Annotated in this window: 16 protein-coding genes; all 16 read right to left on the bottom strand. The window is 41.0% G+C overall.

Features of this window, described 5'->3' with window-relative positions:
- Positions 1–179 precede the first annotated feature (179 nt).
- On the bottom strand, positions 180–632 hold the full coding sequence (locus HT717_RS04755) for a YhcH/YjgK/YiaL family protein (protein WP_173304534.1): 453 nt from the start codon (positions 630–632) through the stop codon (positions 180–182).
- Positions 633–757: 125 nt separating this feature from the next.
- Positions 758–1597 (bottom strand): carbohydrate ABC transporter permease, encoded by an 840-nt coding sequence (locus tag HT717_RS04750; protein ID WP_001192119.1) that lies wholly within the window; start codon positions 1595–1597, stop codon positions 758–760.
- A 15-nt stretch (positions 1598–1612) separates the two neighbouring features.
- Positions 1613–2479 (bottom strand): sugar ABC transporter permease, encoded by an 867-nt coding sequence (locus tag HT717_RS04745; RefSeq protein WP_153193231.1) that lies wholly within the window; start codon positions 2477–2479, stop codon positions 1613–1615.
- A 221-nt stretch (positions 2480–2700) separates the two neighbouring features.
- The gene (locus HT717_RS04740; RefSeq protein ID WP_020900413.1) at positions 2701–4029 is read right to left on the bottom strand and encodes an ABC transporter substrate-binding protein; all 1329 of its coding nucleotides are present in this window, start codon (positions 4027–4029) and stop codon (positions 2701–2703) included.
- A 114-nt stretch (positions 4030–4143) separates the two neighbouring features.
- Positions 4144–4842 (bottom strand): N-acetylmannosamine-6-phosphate 2-epimerase, encoded by a 699-nt coding sequence (locus HT717_RS04735; protein ID WP_001135675.1) that lies wholly within the window; start codon positions 4840–4842, stop codon positions 4144–4146.
- A 289-nt stretch (positions 4843–5131) separates the two neighbouring features.
- On the bottom strand, positions 5132–9238 hold the full coding sequence (locus tag HT717_RS09920) for an SIALI-17 repeat-containing surface protein (protein ID WP_240149501.1): 4107 nt from the start codon (positions 9236–9238) through the stop codon (positions 5132–5134).
- Positions 9239–9798: 560 nt separating this feature from the next.
- Positions 9799–10779: an acetylxylan esterase gene (locus HT717_RS04720; protein WP_173304532.1), complete on the bottom strand. Its 981-nt coding sequence runs from the start codon at positions 10777–10779 to the stop codon at positions 9799–9801.
- 321 nt (positions 10780–11100) lie between these two features.
- Positions 11101–13116: an ATP-dependent DNA helicase RecG gene (recG, locus tag HT717_RS04715; protein WP_173304530.1), complete on the bottom strand. Its 2016-nt coding sequence runs from the start codon at positions 13114–13116 to the stop codon at positions 11101–11103.
- A gap of 18 nt (positions 13117–13134) precedes the next feature.
- A complete protein-coding gene (gene alr / locus HT717_RS04710) occupies positions 13135–14238 on the bottom strand; it encodes an alanine racemase (protein WP_173304528.1) in 1104 nt (367 codons plus the stop codon).
- Positions 14228–14590 (bottom strand): holo-ACP synthase, encoded by a 363-nt coding sequence (acpS, locus tag HT717_RS04705; protein ID WP_238393802.1) that lies wholly within the window; start codon positions 14588–14590, stop codon positions 14228–14230. Before acpS ends, alr begins: the two co-directional genes overlap by 11 nt.
- 44 nt (positions 14591–14634) lie before the next feature.
- Positions 14635–15666: a 3-deoxy-7-phosphoheptulonate synthase gene (locus HT717_RS04700; RefSeq protein ID WP_173304524.1), complete on the bottom strand. Its 1032-nt coding sequence runs from the start codon at positions 15664–15666 to the stop codon at positions 14635–14637.
- Between the two features lies 1 nt (position 15667).
- Positions 15668–16699 (bottom strand): 3-deoxy-7-phosphoheptulonate synthase, encoded by a 1032-nt coding sequence (locus HT717_RS04695; protein WP_173304522.1) that lies wholly within the window; start codon positions 16697–16699, stop codon positions 15668–15670.
- Between the two features lie 80 nt (positions 16700–16779).
- Positions 16780–19293: a preprotein translocase subunit SecA gene (secA, locus tag HT717_RS04690; protein WP_173304520.1), complete on the bottom strand. Its 2514-nt coding sequence runs from the start codon at positions 19291–19293 to the stop codon at positions 16780–16782.
- Positions 19294–19438: 145 nt separating this feature from the next.
- Positions 19439–19726, bottom strand: coding sequence for a hypothetical protein (locus tag HT717_RS04685; RefSeq protein WP_173304517.1), 288 nt, complete (start codon positions 19724–19726; stop codon positions 19439–19441).
- A 32-nt stretch (positions 19727–19758) separates the two neighbouring features.
- A complete protein-coding gene (locus tag HT717_RS04680) occupies positions 19759–20094 on the bottom strand; it encodes a hypothetical protein (protein ID WP_173304536.1) in 336 nt (111 codons plus the stop codon).
- A 68-nt stretch (positions 20095–20162) separates the two neighbouring features.
- Positions 20163–20498: a hypothetical protein gene (locus HT717_RS04675; protein WP_173304515.1), complete on the bottom strand. Its 336-nt coding sequence runs from the start codon at positions 20496–20498 to the stop codon at positions 20163–20165.
- Positions 20499–20527: the final 29 nt, after the last annotated feature.

Raw genomic sequence — 20527 nt, 5'->3', positions numbered from 1 at the left:
TCAATGAAAATCAAAGAGCAAATTAGGAAGCTAGCCGCGGGTTGCTCAAAGCACTGCTTTGAGGTTGTAGATAAGACTGACGAAGTCAGTCACATATATATTCCAAGGCGAAGCTGACGCGGTTTGAATTTGATTTTCGAAGAGTATAAGATAGTCATCAGATATCTCTGCTGATCATTCTAATCAATTAAAATTTTAAACAAATACTTGCGAACTTGATCTTCCATACCTGCATAACCATTTGGTTGATGTGGCTCTCCTGGGAAGAAAATCGCAAAATTGTGATAACCCAACAAGAGTGGGTATTTTTCATGACAATGGACAAAACCAATATCACTTGTTTCGTCAAATGCTACTGCTTCATCTTTAATACGTGAACCGTAGCTAGAATATTCATGGCCTTCTACCAACAAATGCAGGTCAGCATAGTTCTTGTGATGTTCAAACTGGTCATTTTCAGCTTTATTTAGGACATTTTCTTGAACAACTAGAAAGACCTTGTCACCATCAATATCATATTTTCCTAACTCGAATGAATCTTTACGATGTTCATAAAGATAATCAATTGCCTTGTCAAGATTTGGATGAATTCCTTTATAAAAGCTAATATTTTTTAAATCGTCAAAAATCATTATTTTCTCCTTTAAAAATCGTCATTAAGCGATTAAAACTAACACCTCCAACAGTGTCATTTACTGTCGGAGGCTTTTAGATAGTGCTAACAATAGCCAATTGATACTGTAAAAGAAATCGTTTCTTATCCTTTAACAGCTCCCATAGTAATACCTTGTGTGAAGGATTTTTGGAAGACTAAGAAGACTGTTACGATTGGCACAGCAGCAAGAGCTGCACCTGCCATGATCAAACCATAGTTGGTTGCCATTTCAGCCTGCATAGTCGCAACACCGAGTGAAATAGTCAAATTGTTACGTGAAGTTAACATTACCAACTGCATGAAGTAGTCGTTCCAAGTATTGATGAAGGTAAAGATTGCAAGGGCTGCAAATCCTGGTTTCACAATTGGGAAGGCTACGCTCCAGAAGGTACGAATCTCACCACAACCGTCGATTTTAGCTGATTCAAGCAACTCTGTAGGGATATTCTCACTGAACTGTTTCATGAGGAAGACCCCAAATGGCCATCCAATCAAAGGCAAGATAACTGCCCAAAGTGTATCATGGATTCCCATGAAGTTGACGATACGTACCAACGGTACGAGGACAACTTGTTTTGGAAGTGCCATGGCAGCGATAAAGATTGCAAAGAGAATACGTTGACCATAGAAACGTTTTTTAGCCAATACATAACCTGCTAGAGACGAGGTCGCACAGACTAAGAACATGGTTACCAATGAGATAAACACAGAGTTCCACATCCACTGCATAGCAGGGTTTTGCACCATGAGTTGTTGGAAGTTTTCCATGGTCGGCATTTTAGGGAACCATTGTGGCGGAATCATAATGGTATCAGGTTGTGACTTGAAGGCACCTGTCAAAATCCAGTAGAATGGAAAGATAAACAGCACGGTCAACAAGAGCAAGATAATAGTTGAAATAACAGTGAAAGCTGTTAAAGGTTTCTTTTGTGTAGATTGCATAGCTGTCTCCTTTCTTTAGTATTCTACGTCGTTTCCGAGTGCTTTAAATTGAACAAAGCTTACGATAGCAATCATAACTGCCAAGAAGACACCAATTGTATTGGCATAGCCGTATTCTGTCAATTGGAAGGCTTTTTCGTAAAGGTAGTACATCAAGGTACTTGTTGAGTAGTTTGGTCCACCAGATGTCAAAAGCTGAATCAAGGCGAAAACTTGGAATGAGTTGATTGTTGTGATGATTGCAATATAAAGAGTTGTTGGAAGAAGGCTTGGCCATTTAATCTTCCAGAAAACTTGAAATTCAGTTGCACCGTCTACACGAGCCGCTTCAACCAGTGAATTGTCAATATTCCCCATAGCAGCTATGTAGAGGATGATTGGTTGACCAACTGAAGTTGTCAAGAGGATAATCATAATTGCCAGTAATGCCCAGTGTTTATCTCCCAACCAAGAAATATTCTGGCTGATGATATGACTTGATTTAAGGACAAAGTTTAGAATCCCTGATAGTGGGTCATAAATCCATTTCCAAACAACTGTTACGGCAACACTACCTGTTACAACAGGAAGGAAGAAGACAAAACGGTAGAAAGATCTGGCAATAGCATTTTGATGGTAGGTTTGCGACGCCACAAAGAGCGAAAAGAGAACAACAATCGGTACAGATCCAACAACCAAAATAACTGTGTTAATCAAAGACTTCATAAAGACAGGGTCTTTAAACATACGAATGTAGTTGTCCAAACCCACAAACTCAAATTTAGTCATTGAATAGTTAAAGAAACTTGTAATGAATCCCATAATCATAGGAACCAATACAAAGATGACAAAGAAGAATAATACTGGTGCTAAGAAAGCGTAGGAAATCACTGTTTCCCGCATACGAATTTTATTGACTTTCACAGTCGGCACCTCTCTTTCACAAATAGAATATTTTGGATTTTCTTGAACTGTTTTAAAATCAAAATGAAATTTTTTAAGATTCTCTTATGTAAGAACTTCATTTTAATTTCGTGACAGTTCCTGATATTTCAAATAAAATCCTCCCTTTTCTTACATAGATTATGCACAGGGAAAAGGGAGGAAGTAATCTGATTCAGTGCTTATTGTTTTGTAGCTTTTTTGATAGTTTCGTTTGCTTTTTCAGTAAATGCTTTCAATGCATCAGCTGGTTTTTGATCGCCATTTGAAACTGATTGCAACATTGGGAACCATAGAGTTCTCATTTCTGCAAAACCATCAATTGTATTGTAGTATGGTGAGTAGTACTTAGTCCAAGCACCGATTGTTTCCATACGTTTGTCATCATAGAGTTTACCAAATGATGTACGAACTGGGAAAGCACCCGTACGAACAACGTCTTTTGGACCCCATTCTTTGTCATCCGCGATGAATTGAACGAATTTCTTAGATGCTGCAACTTTCTTGTCGTCCTTGTTGTTGAATACTGCAAATCCGTTTACAAGGTATTCAAGAGCTGGTTTACCTGAATCTGATGGGAATGGTACTTCTAGCACTTCTACTTTACTTGCTTCCAAGAGTTTAGCTTGGATACCGTTTTGAGATGGTGCCCAAAGGATTGTGTAAGATGTTTGACCATTCGCAAAGTTTTGGATATCTGCCCCACCGTCAAATTGTGAACCATTGTTCAACAAACCATCTTTGATCCAACTAGCTGCTTTTTCAAGACCTTTGACGAATTTAGGATCATCAGTTGTATATTTTGTTACATCTTTGTCTGTTACAGAAGCTCCATAAAGATTAGAGATGAAGGCACGTGTTCCTTGGTCTCCCCCTTGACCAGAACTGAACAATGAACCTGGTGTATACCCTTTGTCTTTAAGCGCTTTCAATACTTTTTCAAAGTCGTCTGTTGTCCAACCTTCTTTTACAAGGTTCGCAACTCCAGCATCTTCCAACATTTTCTTGTTCATCGCCATGTAGAATGGTGCTGAACTGATTGGATACATATAAGCTTTGTCTCCAGCTTTACTTGCTTTTACAATGTTTTCATTGTTGACATCTTTAACAAAGTCATCCGTGAAGAGGTCATTCAAGTCAGCCAATTTACCATTTTTACCATATTGGATGATACGTCCTGGTGCGTCAAAAAGTACGTCTGGAGCTGTACCTGCTTCGATAGCTGTAGTGATCTTTTCTGGACCTGACTTAAAGTCGATTGTTTCCAATTTCACTTTTACATCTGGGTTTGCTTTTTCAAAGGCTTCGATGATAGATTTTTCATATGTTCCAACACCATCACCAGTTTTTTCTTGAGTGAAGACTGGGAATGCCCACCAAGTGATTTCTGTTTTTCCGCTATCTCCACCAGATTTTCCAGCATCTTTACTTCCACCAGAATTTCCACATGCAGCAAGGCCAAGAATCGCAGCACCTGCAAGTACTGTACAAGCTAGTTTTCTAAATTTCATTTGTATTCTCCTAATTGATAAGCGTATCCATATTGGATAATGAGCAAGTTTTTATTTGTATACGTTTTCATTTTATCCGACGCATCCACCTCTCTCCTCTACTTTGAGATTGTGTTATTTAAGACCAGCAACGAAGCGTTCTGTAATCTCTTTTGGTCTAGTAATAGCGCCACCGACAACAATACCTCGCACTCCATATCCAAGGATTTGTTTGGCTTGTTCTGGTGTATGAATTTTCCCTTCTGCAATGACATCTACACCAGCATCACAAAGTTTTTTGATCAATTCAAAATCGGGACCATCCACTTTAGGACTGTAAGATGTGTATCCTGATAAGGTTGTTCCGACAAAGTCAATTCCTGCTTCAACAGCAGCTAGGCCTTCTTCAAAAGTACTTGTGTCAGCCATCAAGAGCTGGTTAGGGTATTTCTCCTTAACCTGACGGATGAACTCTTGAATCTCCAAACCATCATAGCGTTCACGTTTAGTACAGTCTAGAGCAATTACCTCTATATCAAGTTCTGCCAATTCATCAACTTCTTTCATGGTAGCCGTGATGAAGGGTTCTTGTGGCGGATAATCTCGTTTGATAATCCCGATAATCGGAAGTTTTGTAACCTCCTTGATTTCCTTGATATCACGAACACTGTTTGCTCGGATACCGACTGCTCCACCTTGCTCAGCCGCTTTGACCAGCAAGGGAATGACTCCTCCCGCTTCTGTATAAAGCGGTTCGTGAGGAAGGGCCTGACAAGAAACGATGATTCCATCTTTGATTTGTGCAATCAAGGCTTCTTTAGTAATCTGTGGCATCCTCTTTCCTCCTTTTCTTTGTTCTTATGAGGTCATTATATACCATTTGTTAAGCGCTTTCAATACTTTGTCATAGAATAGATTTCAGTTTCAAAAGTATTTTATAGAACAGCCGTTTCTGAAAGTAGTTTCAGATAACATAAATATCCGTACCTATTACTCAAAATTACGAATCTTATTATAAACTTCTATATCAATAAAACCAGCCTAGAATTCCCATCTTTTTACAGGACTCCAGACTGGTTTATTTTAGATTAACGTAGAAGTTCAAAGTGAGATTTCAGACAAATTAACTGTCTTTTCGCTTATAAGAAATCATTGCTCCAAGGAACACTCCTACAAAACCAAATAAGATTGTTAGTGATGAGGCAGACTCACCTGTATTTGGTAACATAGACTGTTCGTTATTACTTACTTTATTCTCTAATCGATTAGATTCAGAGTTTTCATTTGTAGATAACAATTTAGGCGACAGTGAAACTTCCTCAGCCTTGTTATCTTCTGTAGGATTTTTAAATAGTGGATTGTCAATGGAGTGTCGGAAAGTCATCGCATAAATACTAGAATTATTAGTCTCAAAAATAATCTTTCCATCTTTTTGTTCGAATTCAATAGTGTGTAGTTTTCCTTCTGGATCTACAGCATAAACATTCTCAACGGACTGATCTATAGCAAAAGTAACAAGGACTTTTCCTTCAGGTTTAACATATCTACCATTTACATCCTTCAATTTGATATCAAATGCTTTGTAGTTTAATGAACTGAAATCACTAACTTGAACTTCTTGCATTTGAATACCTATCACATTTTTCAATACTTCTTCTGAAGCTTGAATTTGAATACTTCCTGTTTCATTTTTTAAAATACGTTGTGAACTAGCAATTCCTGAGACAACGTGCTTCGTTTCTGATTCATCTTTAGTGTTTTTATTATTTACTTGTTTATCAGTAGATTTCACTACTGAACTTCCTTCTCCTGAGGTTGATAATGGACCCATATATTCTGGGATTTCTAGTATCGGAGATTCACCTCCATTCACGCCACCTTTAAACTCTGGCTTAGCTACTGTAGGAGCTGGAAAATCTCCTAATGTGGACAGAACGCCGCTATACTCTGGAACTTCTGTAACCAGTGAGTCGCCTCCGTTAACTCCGCCTGTAAAGTCATGCTGTTCAACTGTTGGAGTCGATTCTTCTCCTGAGCTTGATAATGTATCACCCATATACTCTGGCTTAGCTACTGTAGGAGCTGGAGAATCTCCTAATGTGGATATAATACCACTATACTCTGGAACTTCTGTAACAAGTGAGTCGCCTCCATTCACGCCACCTGTAAACTCTGGCTTAACGACTGTAGGAGCTGGAGAATTACCTAATGTGGATAGGAAACCTCTGTACTCTGGAACTTCTGTAACAAGTGAGTCGCCCCCATTCACGCCACCTGTAAACTCTGGCTTAGCGACTGTAGGAGCTGGAGAATCTCCTAATGTGGAGAGAACACCACTATACTCTGGAACTTCTGTAACAAGTGAGTCGCCTCCATTCACGCCACCTGTAAACTCTGGCTTAGCGACTGTAGGAGCTGGAGAATCTCCTAATGTGGATATAATACCACTATACTCTGGAACTTCTGTAACAAGTGAGTCGCCTCCATTCACGCCACCTTTAAACTCTGGCTTAGCTACTGTAGGAGCTGGAGAATCTCCTAATGTGGAGAGAACACCGCTATACTCTGGAACTTCTGTAACAAGTGAGTCACCTCCGTTAACTCCGCCTGTAAAGTCATGCTGTTCAACTGTTGGGGCCGATTCTTCTCCTGAGGTTGACAATACACCCATATACTCTGGGATTTCTAGTATCGGAGATTCAGTGAAAGGAACTCCACCTGTATAGTCTGAAATATGATGGACCTCAGCACCTGCACCATTGACCCTACCTTTAAACTCTGGCTTAGCTACTGTAGGAGCTGGAAAGTCCCCTAATGTGGATAGAACACCGCTATACTCTGGAACTTCTGTAACAAGTGAGTCGCCTCCGTTAACTCCGCCTGTAAAGTCATGCTGTTCAACTGTTGGGGCCGGTTCTTCTCCTGAGGTTGATAATACACCCATATACTCTGGGATTTCCAGTATAGGAGATTCAGTGAAAGGAACTCCACCTTTAAACTCTGGCTTATCTACTGTAGGAGCTGCAAAGTCACCAGATGTACCTAAAATACCAGAATCTTCTTTTCCACTATCTTTTTTTGGATCTAATTTCCCAGCTAAATCCTTATCCGAATCCTTCTTAGAAGGTTCCACTTCTTTATCTTCCACATAGACAGGATCTTTTGGTTGACCCTCAATATAAGAACGAACCCAATCCAGCTGCTCTTTTGATAAAACCAAACCACCACTACGGCTTCCTACAACACCATTTTGGTGAACTCCAATTAAAGCACCTTTATCATTATAAAGACCACCACCAGACGCTCCAGGTTTCGTACCTCCATAGCTAATTCCCTCTATCCCAGAACCGAAGTCTGTAGTTCCTACTACTTTGCTATCTAAAACTGGACTTAGCTTGTTATCTGGAAAACCATAGACCGAAACTGAATCCCCCTCTGCAACTTTCAAAGATTGTTTTACAACCTCTACAGGAGTTACTCCTTTTACTGCTTCTTTTAACCGAACCAAAGCTAAGTCATTTTTAAATCCAAATACTGAGTCTTTTTTATTCCAATAAACAATATCATCATCTGAAAAATTCACAGACTTACCATTAGGTAAAGTTGCTTTATACACTGTATTGGTACGACCAGATTTAGTAATTACTTCAGAACCTTTAACTGTTAAGAAATTATGAGCGACTGTTAATACCAAATTTGGTGCAATTAAAGTACCTGACCCCGACCCATCTGGCGTTTGAATGTGCGTTGTAGCATAGAAATTTTCTGAGCCATTCGGAGCTTGTAACACCTCTTTACTAGGAACAGGTAAGTTCGATTTACCACTCAAATCGACTTTACCAACTTCAGTTCTTGCAAAATCCGAAGAAGACGTAGATGGAGGAGTTACCGAATCTACTACCGCTCTTATAATTGTATCACCCAAAGCTAACTTACTTACATATTCATCAGACCAACTTGTATCACTTGCTAATTTGTTAATTGGCACTCCGTTATAGGATACTACTTTAGCTGTTGGGGAAGTTGCTATTAACTGTTTGAAGTCTGGATTTTGTCTTAAATGAAAATTCAAACCACTTCCAACAGTACCTTCCTGAACAACCTTATCTGAAATCAAACGAGTTCCTTTAGTATCTTCCACTCGAAGTAGAACACGACCTTTTTCTTCACCTTTTACTAAAGTAGCTCGACCTTTTTCATCAAAACTATACCAAGCACCGTCAATCTCAGACTCTACATCTTTTAAAGCTATATTATTTTCATCATAGTAGTAACGGTTTGCACCATCTATATACCAACCCTTTATACCATATTTATCAATCATAGAACGAATCCAAGCTCTGTGCTTTTCCGTAAAGATAGTACCACCGCCAATACGCTCACTCTCAGGAGCATTTGAAGTATTTGTTCCGTGCTGGTGGATACCGACTACCTCTCCCTTATCATTAAACAAAGGAGCACCTGAAAAACCTCCTAAAGCTGAGGAATGATAAGTGACTGCACCACTCTCTTTATTGATACTGCTCACAGTTGTTGAGACTGAATAAGCCTTACCATCTTTCAATCGAGCTTTATTTTCTTTACTTAAATTTGGAGTAGAAAAATCATTGGGATATCCGACCATAGTGATTTTATCACCAGTAGAAACCTCTTTATCACTCAACTCTCTTGGGGAGTCTTCTCCCCCTGTCATAGCTTCTACAGGCTTTTTAGTAACTACTACCGCTAAGTCATTGCTATAGTCTTTACCAAAGTCTTTGCCGTTATACAAGTGAATAGAGTCTTTTTCAAGAACTTCCGATACACCAGAAGTAGGTACTTTATTGCTTTTCTCCTTTTCCGAGTTCATCACAACATAACTACGAGCAGACTCCCCACCACGCAAGACCGCAGACTTATCCTCTTGGTTTTTATCATAGTAGTTATGAGCTACTGTTACCATCACATTCGGCGCTACAAAGACACCGCTACCTGATGCGGTTTGTTTTCCACTCGTTCCACTGTCATAAGTGGTATAAGTCATAGCAACACCTTCTGCAGATTTACTATGAACATCCACATCGTGAATATCGCTACCGCCTTGAATGACATCAGCAGAAACAACCCCGCCACCAATAACTGGTAACTCTGGTGCAGCTAAGCCAATCACCGCTGATAGTGTCAAACAACCAACCAAACCATAAGCTTTGGATTTACGAAATTTCCCTAAACCCTTTAAACATACAAACATACATTACCTCACTTTAACTTTCAAAGTTAATTTATCCAAGTAAATTCTAAAAAATAAAATATTACAGTTTCCATTAGCATAACACTCTCTACTTTGATTCTTACAATAAAAATAGACATGGACTATTTTGCTACTTTACAAATGCTATTTAAGTACTGTATCTCCAAGAATATAGTTTTTTATAAGATATTATCCTAATCAGAAAAACTGAGTTATACATAAACTAATATATTCATTTGTAGCGAAACTGTATATTTTCTTATAAATTATAACACATTTCACAAACGCTTTCCAATATATTGAAAGAACCTATACCAAGCTAGATAGCAAAATGAATTGTTTTACACCAAGGTCAAGAAAAAAACTCATACTCAATGAAAATCAAAAATCAAACTAGGAAGCTGGCCGCAGGCTACTCAAGACACTGTTTTGAGCTTGCAGATAAAGCTGACTTGGTTTGAATAGATTTTCGAAGAGTATGAATTTCAAAGTATATATGAACTAGAATATTTGCTGACTAGACTGTATACAAAAAGAGAGCTACCGAGCTCTCTCATTCATTACTTCACATATTTAAAAGGAATCTCACTGCCACAGAGCCAGTTGTAGACTTGGTCATTGACAAAGACATTCATGGTTTCGTGAGCATACTCAGGCATGATACGATAGGTCTTATCACAAGTCAGACGATTATAAATTGCAAACTGAGTAATAGGATAGCAAACATCGTCATCCAAGCCCGTAATCATCTTGACCTCACCCTTGATACGATGGGCAAGATTTTTCACATCGATATAGGCAAGAGTCGCCATGATTTCCTCCTCAGTTTCATGGAAAGGATCGTGAAACTTGAAATATCGGAAAAGTTCGTCGTAAGCCTCGCTAGTATTCCCAAACTCAAGCACTCGTCTGAAGTCTGACAAGAAGGGATAGATGGCAACAGTTTTCTCAATTCGAGGATTAAGCGCCGCCGCAACCAAGGCTAGAGCCCCTCCTTGTGAGGCCCCATAGCTAGAAAGTCGCTTCTCATCAACCTGTGGCAGACTGGCAATAATTTCGACCAACTGGTAAATATCCAGATAAATATCCTTATAAAAGAGGTGGTCCCGACCTTCCACAGCACCACGAATGATATGCCCCTTCACTGTATTTCCTAGAGGAGATCGCAAGCCGTCTTGCGAGTAACCTGACTGCCCCCGCACGTCCATGGAAACAACACCGTAACCAGCTACGGTGAATGCCAACATGTCGGCCCAGTCCCATCCACGTCCCATATAACCATGGAAATGGAAGATTATTGGGACTTTACTCTCACTCTTTGGAAGAACAACGCGTGCATAGACCTTGCCTTCATTTGTTCCTTCAAAAGTGAGCTCAAAGCACTTGACTTGGGGAATATGGAAATCTCTTTCCTCCAACTGGTAGGCTGGAAGTGTGGAAACTTTTTTCACTTCCTCATCCCAGAAAGCATCAAAGTCTTCTGGAACCTCATCCCTACCTTTATAGGTCTTAATTTCTTCTAGCAAAGCTGGATTTTTCATAGCATGCTCCTTTTATTTTGTAATCGCTACCACAACTGTAGCATATCTAGAAAAGCAATGCAAGAAAGAAGCATAAATAGAAAGTGAATTTAGATTTTCTTTCTTCAAACCTACTGACAGAAAGTAGTTTTAGAAACGAAAAAAGAGCAGTTACGCCCTTTCTTCTCCTATTCAATCTTAGTTTTTTGCTTCTTTCTTTTGGAAAGTGGTTTGGTAATTTACTTTAATCGTTACTGTCATATGAGAGTCCTCGTTTCTTTCTGATGACTCTAGTATAAGGGCCAAACCTGAAAGCTAGCTTAAGTTTTCCTTAGAGAAAGCTTAAGCTAGATGTTCTTTCTTTTCTAGATGAAGAGCAATCATACGCCATTCCGGATCCTCTTGCCAGCCTTCTATAGAACTAATGTAGCTAGCAACCTTTCTGGCTTCTTCTAAAATCGGAAAATCTTCGATAATATCAGCCATTTGGAACTCTGGAAGACCTGACTGTCTGGTTCCAAAAATCTCACCAGAACCCCTCATTTTCAAATCTTCCTCCGCAAGGACAAATCCATTGGTCGTTTCTGTCATGATGCGCATGCGGTCCTTCCCAGAATCCGTCTTGGGATTGGCAACGAGAACAGCATAGGATTGCTTATCTCCCCGACCGACACGACCCCTGAGCTGGTGAAGCTGGCTGAGACCGAAGCGATCGGCATCCATGATAATCATGACGGTCGCATTGGGAACATTAACTCCAACCTCGATAACTGTCGTTGAAACCAGAATATCTGTTTTTCGCTCTTTGAACTCCTGCATAATCTGGTCTTTTTCGTCACTCTTCATCTTACCATGTAGAAGAGCCACTTCTGCCTTGCCTGCAAAATGAGCCGTCAGCTCTTCTGATAAGGCAATGGCATTTTTCAAATCCAGAGCTTCTGATTCTTCAATCAAAGGAGAGATGACATAGGCTTGTGAACCTTTTTTAATTTCCCCCTCTAACCAAGTCAAGACCTGAGGTAGTTGCTCATGCTTGATCCAGCGTGTCACAATAGGTTTTCGGCCTGCTGGCATCTGGTCGATAATGGAAACATCCATATCGCCAAAGGCTGTGATGGCCAAGGTTCGTGGTATGGGAGTCGCTGTCATCATGAGTACATCTGGATTGTCGCCTTTTTCTCTCAGAACACGCCTTTGCCCTACACCAAAGCGGTGCTGCTCATCGATGATAATCAAGCCAAGACGAGCATAATCCACTCCATCCTGAATCAGAGCGTGGGTTCCGATAATCAAATCAGCCTCACCCTTGGCAATGGTCTCCAAGACTTCTCTCTTTTCTGCAGCTTTCAAGGAACCTATCAAAAGAGCGAGTTTTAGGTCTGGGAAGAGACTCTTCAAACTATCAAAGTGTTGCTCTGCAAGAATTTCTGTTGGCACCATGAGAGCAGCCTGGTAGCCAGCTGTCACTGCCGCAAACATGGCCAAGCCAGCGACTACCGTTTTTCCGCTCCCCACATCCCCTTGCAAAAGACGATTCATGTGGTGGTCCGACTTCATGTCGGTCAAAATTTCCTGCAAACTCTTTTCTTGAGCTTGAGTCAGGGCAAAAGGAAGGCTTTCCTTGACTGCTGTCACTTTTTCCTTAGACCAGTCCAGGACCAGACCGCTTCCCTGAACTCTATTTTCAGACTTAAGCGTCTGCAATTGCATTTGGAAATAAAAAAGTTCCTCAAACTTGATACGGCGAAGGGCTTGCTTGTATTCTGCCAAATCCTTGGGGAAATGCATAGCACGAACTGCCTGACAACGGGACATGAGTTTGTATTTATCGAGCAAAGACTGGGGCAGATTTTCCTCAATCAAGAGGTCCAGTCCCTGATCAAAGGCCGTTTTGATGACCTTAACCAAGCTGGCCTGACTGATTCCCTGAGCCAGACGATAAACAGGTTGGAGGTCATCTTCCACCTGAGCCACGACCTTCATCCCAGTTAGACTAGCCTTGGCACGGTCCCATTTTCCAAAGACGGCAAGAGTTGCTCCCAACTCTATCTTATCAGCCAGATAGGGCTGGTTAAAGAAATTCACCGCAAAAACAACTTCTCCCTGCTTGAGACTAAAACGCAGGCGATTGCGCTTGAAACCATAATACTGGACACTAGCAGGAGTCACGACTTGACCAGATAGGACTGCCTTCTCCCCGTCTTCCAGTTCCAGCACTTGCTTAGTTTTGAAGTCTTCATAACGGAAAGGAAAGTAGAGCAAGAGGTCTTGCAAGTTTTCAATTCCAAGTTTGGCGTATTTTTCTGCTGACTTTGGTCCCACACCAGGCAAGACATGCAAGGGTTGATGTAGATTCATGCTCCACTCCTTTCTTTTCTAATAATATTCTCTCGGAATGCGGTCGCTGAGAAGACAAACCACCTCATAGTTAATAGTCCCGCGGTAGGCTGCTACCTGAGTAGCCGTGATTTCCTTGTCCCCGTTGGAACCAATTAGTGTAACTTTTGTCCCCAGCGGATAAAGTTTAGGCAGACGAATGGTAATTTGGTCCATAGAAACCCGACCGACGATTGGGCAAGCTTGGCCATCTACCAAGACGGAGAAATTCTGCATATCTCGTGTCCAACCATCTGCATAGCCGATTGGCACCGTCGCGATGACTTGCTCGCTATCTGCCTGATAGGTGGCTCCATAGCCCATGCAAGCTCCAGCTGGAACTGTCTTGACATGAACCAGAGCAGACTCCAAGGTCAAGGCTGGAGTCAAGTCATAGGGCAAGTCCAAGACCTCGCCGCTAGGGTTAAGACCATACATGGCATCTCCCATACGGATCGCATTAAAAATAGTCTCTGCATGCCAAAGGGTCGTTGCCGAATTGCTGGCATGTATCAGCTCTGGAAGACCTTTCATACTGGCCAAAATAGTTTTAAACCGTTCTAACTGGGCATTAAAGTAGTCATCTGATTTCTCGTCTGCAGTAGCAAAGTGGGTAAAAATTCCTTCAACACCAGCACCGTGTTGTTTAAGCAAGTCTTGAGCCTGCTCAGCTTCACCAGCCTCTCTAAAACCAATCCGTCCCATTCCTGAGTCAATCTTGAGGTGGACTGTCAATCCAGTTAGGTCTGCTTCCCTATCTAAGAGTGATTGGATCCACTCCAGTCCGGCCACAGTCAAGGTGATGTCGTATTCTTTAGCAAGAGAAACAGCTTCGATTTCAGAAACTCCTAAAATAAGGATTCGTTTGCTGAGTCCAGCCTGTCTGAGTTCAATAGCTTCATCAATATTGGAAACGCAAAAACCATCAACATCATCTTGAATCGCCTTGGCAACGGCAACAGCCCCATGACCATAGGCATTAGCCTTGACTACTGCAAATTTGAGCGTTCCTTCAGGGATATGAGCCCCCATTTGCTGAATATTTTGTCGAATAGCTCCCAGATGAATCAGAGCCTTGGTTGGTCTATGTGGACTAGCTTTCATGATTTTCCTCCAAAATGACACTGGCTGTCACAAACTGATCTGTATGGCTGATAGACAGCCAAATCTTTCCTGAAAATGGTGCCTGACTAAAATAAGGCGCCCCGCGTTCATTGTTCAAGACTTCCAAATCCTGAAAACCGAGCTTGCCAATGCCCGTTCCCATAGCCTTGGAAAAGGCTTCTTTAGCCGACCAGCGACCAGCCAAATATTCAATCTGCCTGCGCCCTTTAAGACTGTTAAACCGCTCCATTTCCTTAGCTGTCAGCACGCGCTCAGCAAATTCTTCATGTCGTGTAACTGCGCTTTCTATCGAATCCAATTCCTCGATATCAATTCCGTGTCCAACTATCATTCTCATCAAAAGGAGTTGAGATTCCCCAACTCCATCCTTTTCACTTATTTTGTCAAGGTAGCATAAATCTCTTCTACCAAGGCCTCTGTATTTTCCCAACCTAGGCAAGGATCTGTAATAGAGCAACCAAAGACCTCTGGTTGATTTTGACGACCATCTGCTAGGTAGGATTCAATCATAAAGCCTCGAACCGTCTTTTTAATCTTCTCATTCCAATCACGATTTTGCAAGGTCTGGCGAACAATTCGAATCTGTTCCATATATTGCTTGCCTGAGTTATCATGGTTGGTATCAATGAGGAGAAAGGGATTTTCAAGCCCCATTGTCTCATAACGTTCAATGGTATTTAGCAGGGTTTCATAGTAAAAGTTAGGCTCATTTTTCCCATATTCATTGACTGCGCCACGAAGAATAACGTGAGCCAAGGGATTTCCTGAAGTTTCAACTTCTTGACCATGGAAGAGGAAGGTTTGTTTGTTTTGAGCAGCATAAATACCGTTAAACATAACCCCAAGATTTCCTGAGGTTGGATTTTTCATCCCCACTGGTGCATCAATTCCTGAAGCCACAAAGCGGTGCTCTTGGTCTTCCACAGAACGAGCCCCCACAGCATGGTAGCTAACCAAATCATCTACCAAGACCAGATTTGATGGATAAAGCATCTCATCTGCCGTTGTCAAACCAGTCTCTGTAATCACGCGGTAGTGCAACTGACGAACAGCCTGCAAACCGTTAATCAAACTTGGAGCCTTAGAGGTATCGGGTTGGTGAACCAACCCTTTATAGCCGTCTCCGTTGGTGCGTGGTTTAGCAGTATAAACACGCATAACCATGAAAATCTTATCCGACACCTTCTTTTGCAAGGCTGATAAACGGCGAGCATATTCCAAGACAGCTTCTTCATTGTCAGAAGAGCACGGACCAATCACCAAGAGGATTCGGTCATCTTCTCCTGAAATGATGTCTGCCAATTCTCTGTCACGGCGCTCCTTTAGGCGCAATGCTTCCGCAGACAATTGGGTTTCTGCCTTGATTGCTTCAATATCGATTTCTTGACCTTTTTCAATAAATGCCATCTTATTCTCCTAGCGTTTGGTAGATTTCTCTGACAAGGGCTTCCGTATTTTCCCAGCCAAGGCAAGGATCTGTGATAGACTTGCCAAATACTTCTGGTTCGTTTTGACGGCCGTCTTCTAGATAAGACTCAATCATAAAACCACGAACGTACTGCTTGATTTTTTCATTCCAATCACGGTTAATCAAGGTCTGGCGGACAATTCGAATCTGGTCCATATATTGCTTACCAGAGTTGTCATGATTGGTATCCACAATGATAAAGGGATTTTCCAAGCCCATTTTCTCATACTGGGCAATGGTATCCATCAAATTATCATAGTAGTAATTAGGAATATTCTTACCATACTCATTAATCGCTCCACGAAGAATGGCGTGCGAAAGCGGGTTCCCAGTTGTTTCCACTTCTTTTCCTAGGAAAAGGAAGCTTTGTTTGTTTTGAGCAGCATAAATCCCATTAAACATAACATTGAGATTTCCAGAGGTTGGATTTTTAAAACCAGTCGCGAAATCTGCCCCACTTGCCACAAAGCGGTGTTGCTGGTCTTCAACTGAACGAGCACCAACTGCCATATAAGAAATCAAATCATCCACAAGTGGAAGATTTTCAGGATAAAGCATTTCATCAGCTGTTGTCATGCCTGTTTCTGTAATGACACGATAGTGAAGATGGCGAACAGCTTTGATTCCGTTGATGAGGCTTGGTGCTTCTGTCGCATTAGGCTGGTGAATCAAGCCCTTGTAACCATCTCCATTAGTACGAGGTTTGGCAGTATAAACACGCATAACCATAAAGATACGGTCTGAGACTTCTTCTTGTAGGACTGCCAAACGCTTAGCGTACTCAAGGACAGATTCTTCATTGTCAGATGAGCATGGCCCGATTACCAAGAGAATTCGCTGGTCTTCTCCACGTATAATGGCTTCTAGCTCTTGATCGCGCTGTGATTTTCTCTCCAAAGCTTGGCCTTCTAATTTTGATAAGGCACGAACTTCTTCAATATTAATTTTAGGACTTTTTGCTGTAAATACCATAACTCATCTCCTTATAAAGCAAACGGATACCAAGTAAAAATTTACTTTTCACAAGGTATCCGCCTCTAAACTATCTCATTTTATTGTCTTTTACCGTGACAGTTTTTAAACTTCTTACCAGAACCACATGGGCAAAGTTCATTCCGTCCAATCTGGCTCAAATCCAAATCTTCTGGCATATTTGCTTGGTGGGCAGCGATATTGCGAGTCGCTGTTGTACTGATATGGTGTTCTGCTTGTGGTCTTTCTTGTTCATGAATTTGTGCTTTCATCATCAAGCGTGTCACATCAAACTCAATCGAACCAATCATGTCATTAAACATACGGAAACCTTCTGCCTGATACTCAACAACAGGGTTGTTCTGAGCATAGCCACGAAGTCCAACCGCGTTACGCAATTGATCAAGGGCATCGATATGATCTGTCCACTTGTTATCTACAACTCGTAGAATCAAGACTTTTTGGAATTCTTTGACTGCTTCTTCATCGCGTAGTTTTGAAACTTGACTATCGTAAACCTTCAAGGCACGTTGGAAAAGTTCTTCCTTAATTGCCTTATCAGACAAGCCTGACAAGTCTTCCATAGTAATAGAATCTTCTGGAAGCAAGTTGTACTTAGCAAAGTTCAAAATTGCCTCTAGTTTTTCATCTTGTTTTGAACGCGCATGACCATCAACGACACGACCAATCGTGCGTTTGATCATAGAGTGAATTTCAGGTGCCAAGTCACGATCTGCAGTGATAACGTCGTAACGTTGAGCGTAGATAATCTCACGTTGTTCACGCATGACATCATCGTATTGAAGAACTTGTTTACGAGTATCGTAGTTATTTCCTTCGACACGTTTTTGCGCTGCTTCGACCTGACGTGTCAACATACGAGACTCAATCGCCTCTTCAGACATATTCAAGCGTTCAAAGATTCCCTTCAAGCGTTCAGAACCAAAACGTTTCATCAAATCATCTTCAAGAGATAGGTAGAATTGTGACTCACCTGGGTCTCCTTGACGACCTGAACGTCCACGAAGCTGGTTATCGATACGACGGCTTTCATGACGTTCTGTACCAATAACACAAAGTCCTCCAAGTTCGCGAACCCCTTCACCAAGCTTGATGTCGGTACCACGACCGGCCATGTTGGTTGCGATGGTAACGGCACCACGTTGACCAGCATTCATGATGATTTGGGCTTCTTTATAGTGGTTCTTAGCATTCAAGACTTCGTGAGGAACACCAGCTGCGACCAATTTCTTAGAAATGTAATCACTGGTTTCAACAGCTACTGTACCAACCAAGACAGGCTGACCTTTTTGGTAACGAGCCTTAACGTCTTCAACAACCGCTTTAAACTTAGCTTCAATGCTAGCAAAAAGTAGGTCTGGATGGTCAATACGTTGAACAGGACGGTTTGTTGGGATTGGAATAACACGAATGTTGTAAATTTCACGGAATTCTTCTTCCTCAGTCTTACCTGTACCCGTCATACCAGACAATTTCTTGTACATACGGAAGAGGTTTTGGTAAGTGATTGAGGCAGATGTCTTGGTTTCATCCTGGATTGGCACACCTTCTTTTGCTTCAATGGCTTGGTGCAATCCATCAGAATAACGACGACCTTCCATGGTACGACCTGTAAATTGGTCGACAATCAAGATTTCTTGCTCTTCGCTGACCACATAGTCAATATCGAGAAGCATAATGTAGTTGGCCCGAAGGGCATTATCGATAAAGTGAGTCAAAGCAACGTTTTCGATATCATAGAGGTTTTCAAGCTTGAAGTAGCTTTCAGCCTTGTCAATCCCTGAATCTGACAAACCAATGGTCTTAGACTGCACATCGATAATGTAGTCGTCTTTGTCCAAAGATTTTACATAGTGGTCTGCCATGTGGTAGAGCTGACTTGTTTCAACCGCATTAGCACCTGATACGATCAATGGTGTACGAGCCTCGTCAATCAAGATAGAGTCAACCTCATCGACCAAGGCATAGTTAAGCGGACGTTGTACCATGTTTTCAGCACGGACGACCATGTTGTCACGAAGGTAGTCAAACCCGATTTCTGAGTTGGTTGAGTAAGTAATATCACACTCATAGGCTTCTTTTTTCTCCATTGGAGATTTGGCAGCCAAGTTAATCCCTACTGACAAGCCGAGCCATGAGTACAATTCACCCATCTCAGTCGCGTCACGTTCAGATAGGTATTCATTGACCGTAACTACGTGGACCCCTTTACCTGAAAGGGCATTGAGGTATACCGGCATGGTCGCAGTCAAGGTTTTCCCTTCCCCTGTACGCATCTCTGGCACGTCACCATGGTGAAGAACGATTCCCCCCATGACCTGAACCTTGTATGGGAAGAGACCTAGGACACGTTTAGCACCCTCACGGACAACCGCAAATGCTTCATAAAGCAACGAATCCAGTGATTCTCCATTTTGATAACGTTCTTTAAATTCAACTGTTTTTGCTTTTAGTTGGTCGTCAGTCAAAGCAGCCATTTGGTCTTCGTATTTGAAAACCTTGTCAGCCATCTTTTCCAGACGACGGATTTCTCCTTTATCATTTTCGATAATTGTTTTTAAAATATTAGCCATGTTTTTCCTTACTTTAAATTCCGAATATTTTAGAATGTTCTTTTAATTTTAGCACAATTACTGATTATTTTCAAGGAAGAATCCCCATTTTGAAAAGGAAAAAGAGGCTAGTTTCCAAGCTAACCTCTCTGACTTTTATGATACTTTAATTGCCAAAAATCGGCAAAATAGCAAATAGAATAAATAGGTTGATCCAAAGAGAAAGACAACAGATCAGTCCAAAAACAAAGAGACTGACTTTCTTGGATAGCAAGGCCATCAAAATGGACAGAATACCAAAAACTAGCAAGATTTTCTGCATACTGAAGAGATTGATAGATATTCCCAGAACTTCTTTATCCCAAGGAAGAAAGAAGAAAGCAAGCCAGATCAGCAGAACTAAACCAATATAAACCTTGGAATAGCGTGTAATAAATGATTTTAGATGTTCCATAAGCTACCTCCTATCAATAAAAGCCATATAAATCAATGTCTCCCTGCTTTAGACTTCCCTAGTTCCCGTCTCAAGCGAAACATTTTTTTGAAATAGGAATAAGTTAACCAATTCATACTAATAGCTAGCAGAATAAAAAGAAACCAAATGCCCCAAAACTTGATATCTGTCACATTTCTCAAGACGATATTGAAAAACAGAACTGAAACAACTGTCCAAGCAAGGCTAAAAAGAGAATAGAGGGGGATGTAAATCCAGTAAAAATAGTAAAAAATTGGGAAAAATTTACTATTTCTGTTGGCCTTCTCAATCCAGTTATCAAAATAAAAGTAAGGTGCTAAAAGTAAGAATTTAAACAAATGTTCCATCATCGACACCTCCTCTTTGACATTGTTTTCTTTAGTTTCGTTCTATTAAATGTTATTACCAATATAAATCAATGTCTCCCCGCTTTAGACTTCCCTAGTTCTCGTCTCAAGCGAAGCATTTTTTTGAAACAGAAATAAGTTAACCTATTCATACCAATAGCTAGCAGAATAAAAAGAAACCAAATGCCCCATAACTTGATATCTGTCAAATTTCTCAAGACGATATTGAAAAACAGAACTGAAATAACTGTCCAAGCAAGGCTAAAAAGAGCATAGAGGGGGATGTAAAACCAGTAAAAATAGTAAAAAATTGGGAAAAATTTACTATTTCTATTGGCCTTTTCAATCCAGCTGAAAAAGTAAAACCAGGGAAATAAGATTATCAATTTAAACAAATGTTTCATCACCAGCCCCCTCTCTATTTGATAGCGTT

The sequence above is a fragment of the Streptococcus sp. 959 genome (assembly GCF_013277075.1).
GTDB classification, from domain to species: domain Bacteria; phylum Bacillota; class Bacilli; order Lactobacillales; family Streptococcaceae; genus Streptococcus; species Streptococcus pseudopneumoniae_C.
The sequence above is the reverse complement of the archived record's forward strand: the minus strand, read 5'-3'. Positions and strand labels throughout refer to the sequence as shown.

Bases quoted from the DNA above. Each gene is read 5' to 3' on its own strand.
- HT717_RS04755 (WP_173304534.1), bottom strand. From the start codon at position 632: ATGATTTTTGACGATTTAAAAAATATTAGCTTTTATAAAGGAATTCAT.
- HT717_RS04750 (WP_001192119.1), bottom strand. From the start codon at position 1,597: ATGCAATCTACACAAAAGAAACCTTTAACAGCTTTCACTGTTATTTCA.
- HT717_RS04745 (WP_153193231.1), bottom strand. From the start codon at position 2,479: ATGCGGGAAACAGTGATTTCCTACGCTTTCTTAGCACCAGTATTATTC.
- HT717_RS04740 (WP_020900413.1), bottom strand. From the start codon at position 4,029: ATGAAATTTAGAAAACTAGCTTGTACAGTACTTGCAGGTGCTGCGATT.
- HT717_RS04735 (WP_001135675.1), bottom strand. From the start codon at position 4,842: ATGCCACAGATTACTAAAGAAGCCTTGATTGCACAAATCAAAGATGGA.
- HT717_RS09920 (WP_240149501.1), bottom strand. From the start codon at position 9,238: ATGTTTGTATGTTTAAAGGGTTTAGGGAAATTTCGTAAATCCAAAGCT.
- HT717_RS04720 (WP_173304532.1), bottom strand. From the start codon at position 10,779: ATGAAAAATCCAGCTTTGCTAGAAGAAATTAAGACCTATAAAGGTAGG.
- recG (WP_173304530.1), bottom strand. From the start codon at position 13,116: ATGAATCTACATCAACCCTTGCATGTCTTGCCTGGTGTGGGACCAAAG.
- alr (WP_173304528.1), bottom strand. From the start codon at position 14,238: ATGAAAGCTAGTCCACATAGACCAACCAAGGCTCTGATTCATCTGGGA.
- acpS (WP_238393802.1), bottom strand. From the start codon at position 14,590: ATGATAGTTGGACACGGAATTGATATCGAGGAATTGGATTCGATAGAA.
- HT717_RS04700 (WP_173304524.1), bottom strand. From the start codon at position 15,666: ATGGCATTTATTGAAAAAGGTCAAGAAATCGATATTGAAGCAATCAAG.
- HT717_RS04695 (WP_173304522.1), bottom strand. From the start codon at position 16,699: ATGGTATTTACAGCAAAAAGTCCTAAAATTAATATTGAAGAAGTTCGT.
- secA (WP_173304520.1), bottom strand. From the start codon at position 19,293: ATGGCTAATATTTTAAAAACAATTATCGAAAATGATAAAGGAGAAATC.
- HT717_RS04685 (WP_173304517.1), bottom strand. From the start codon at position 19,726: ATGGAACATCTAAAATCATTTATTACACGCTATTCCAAGGTTTATATT.
- HT717_RS04680 (WP_173304536.1), bottom strand. From the start codon at position 20,094: ATGGAACATTTGTTTAAATTCTTACTTTTAGCACCTTACTTTTATTTT.
- HT717_RS04675 (WP_173304515.1), bottom strand. From the start codon at position 20,498: ATGAAACATTTGTTTAAATTGATAATCTTATTTCCCTGGTTTTACTTT.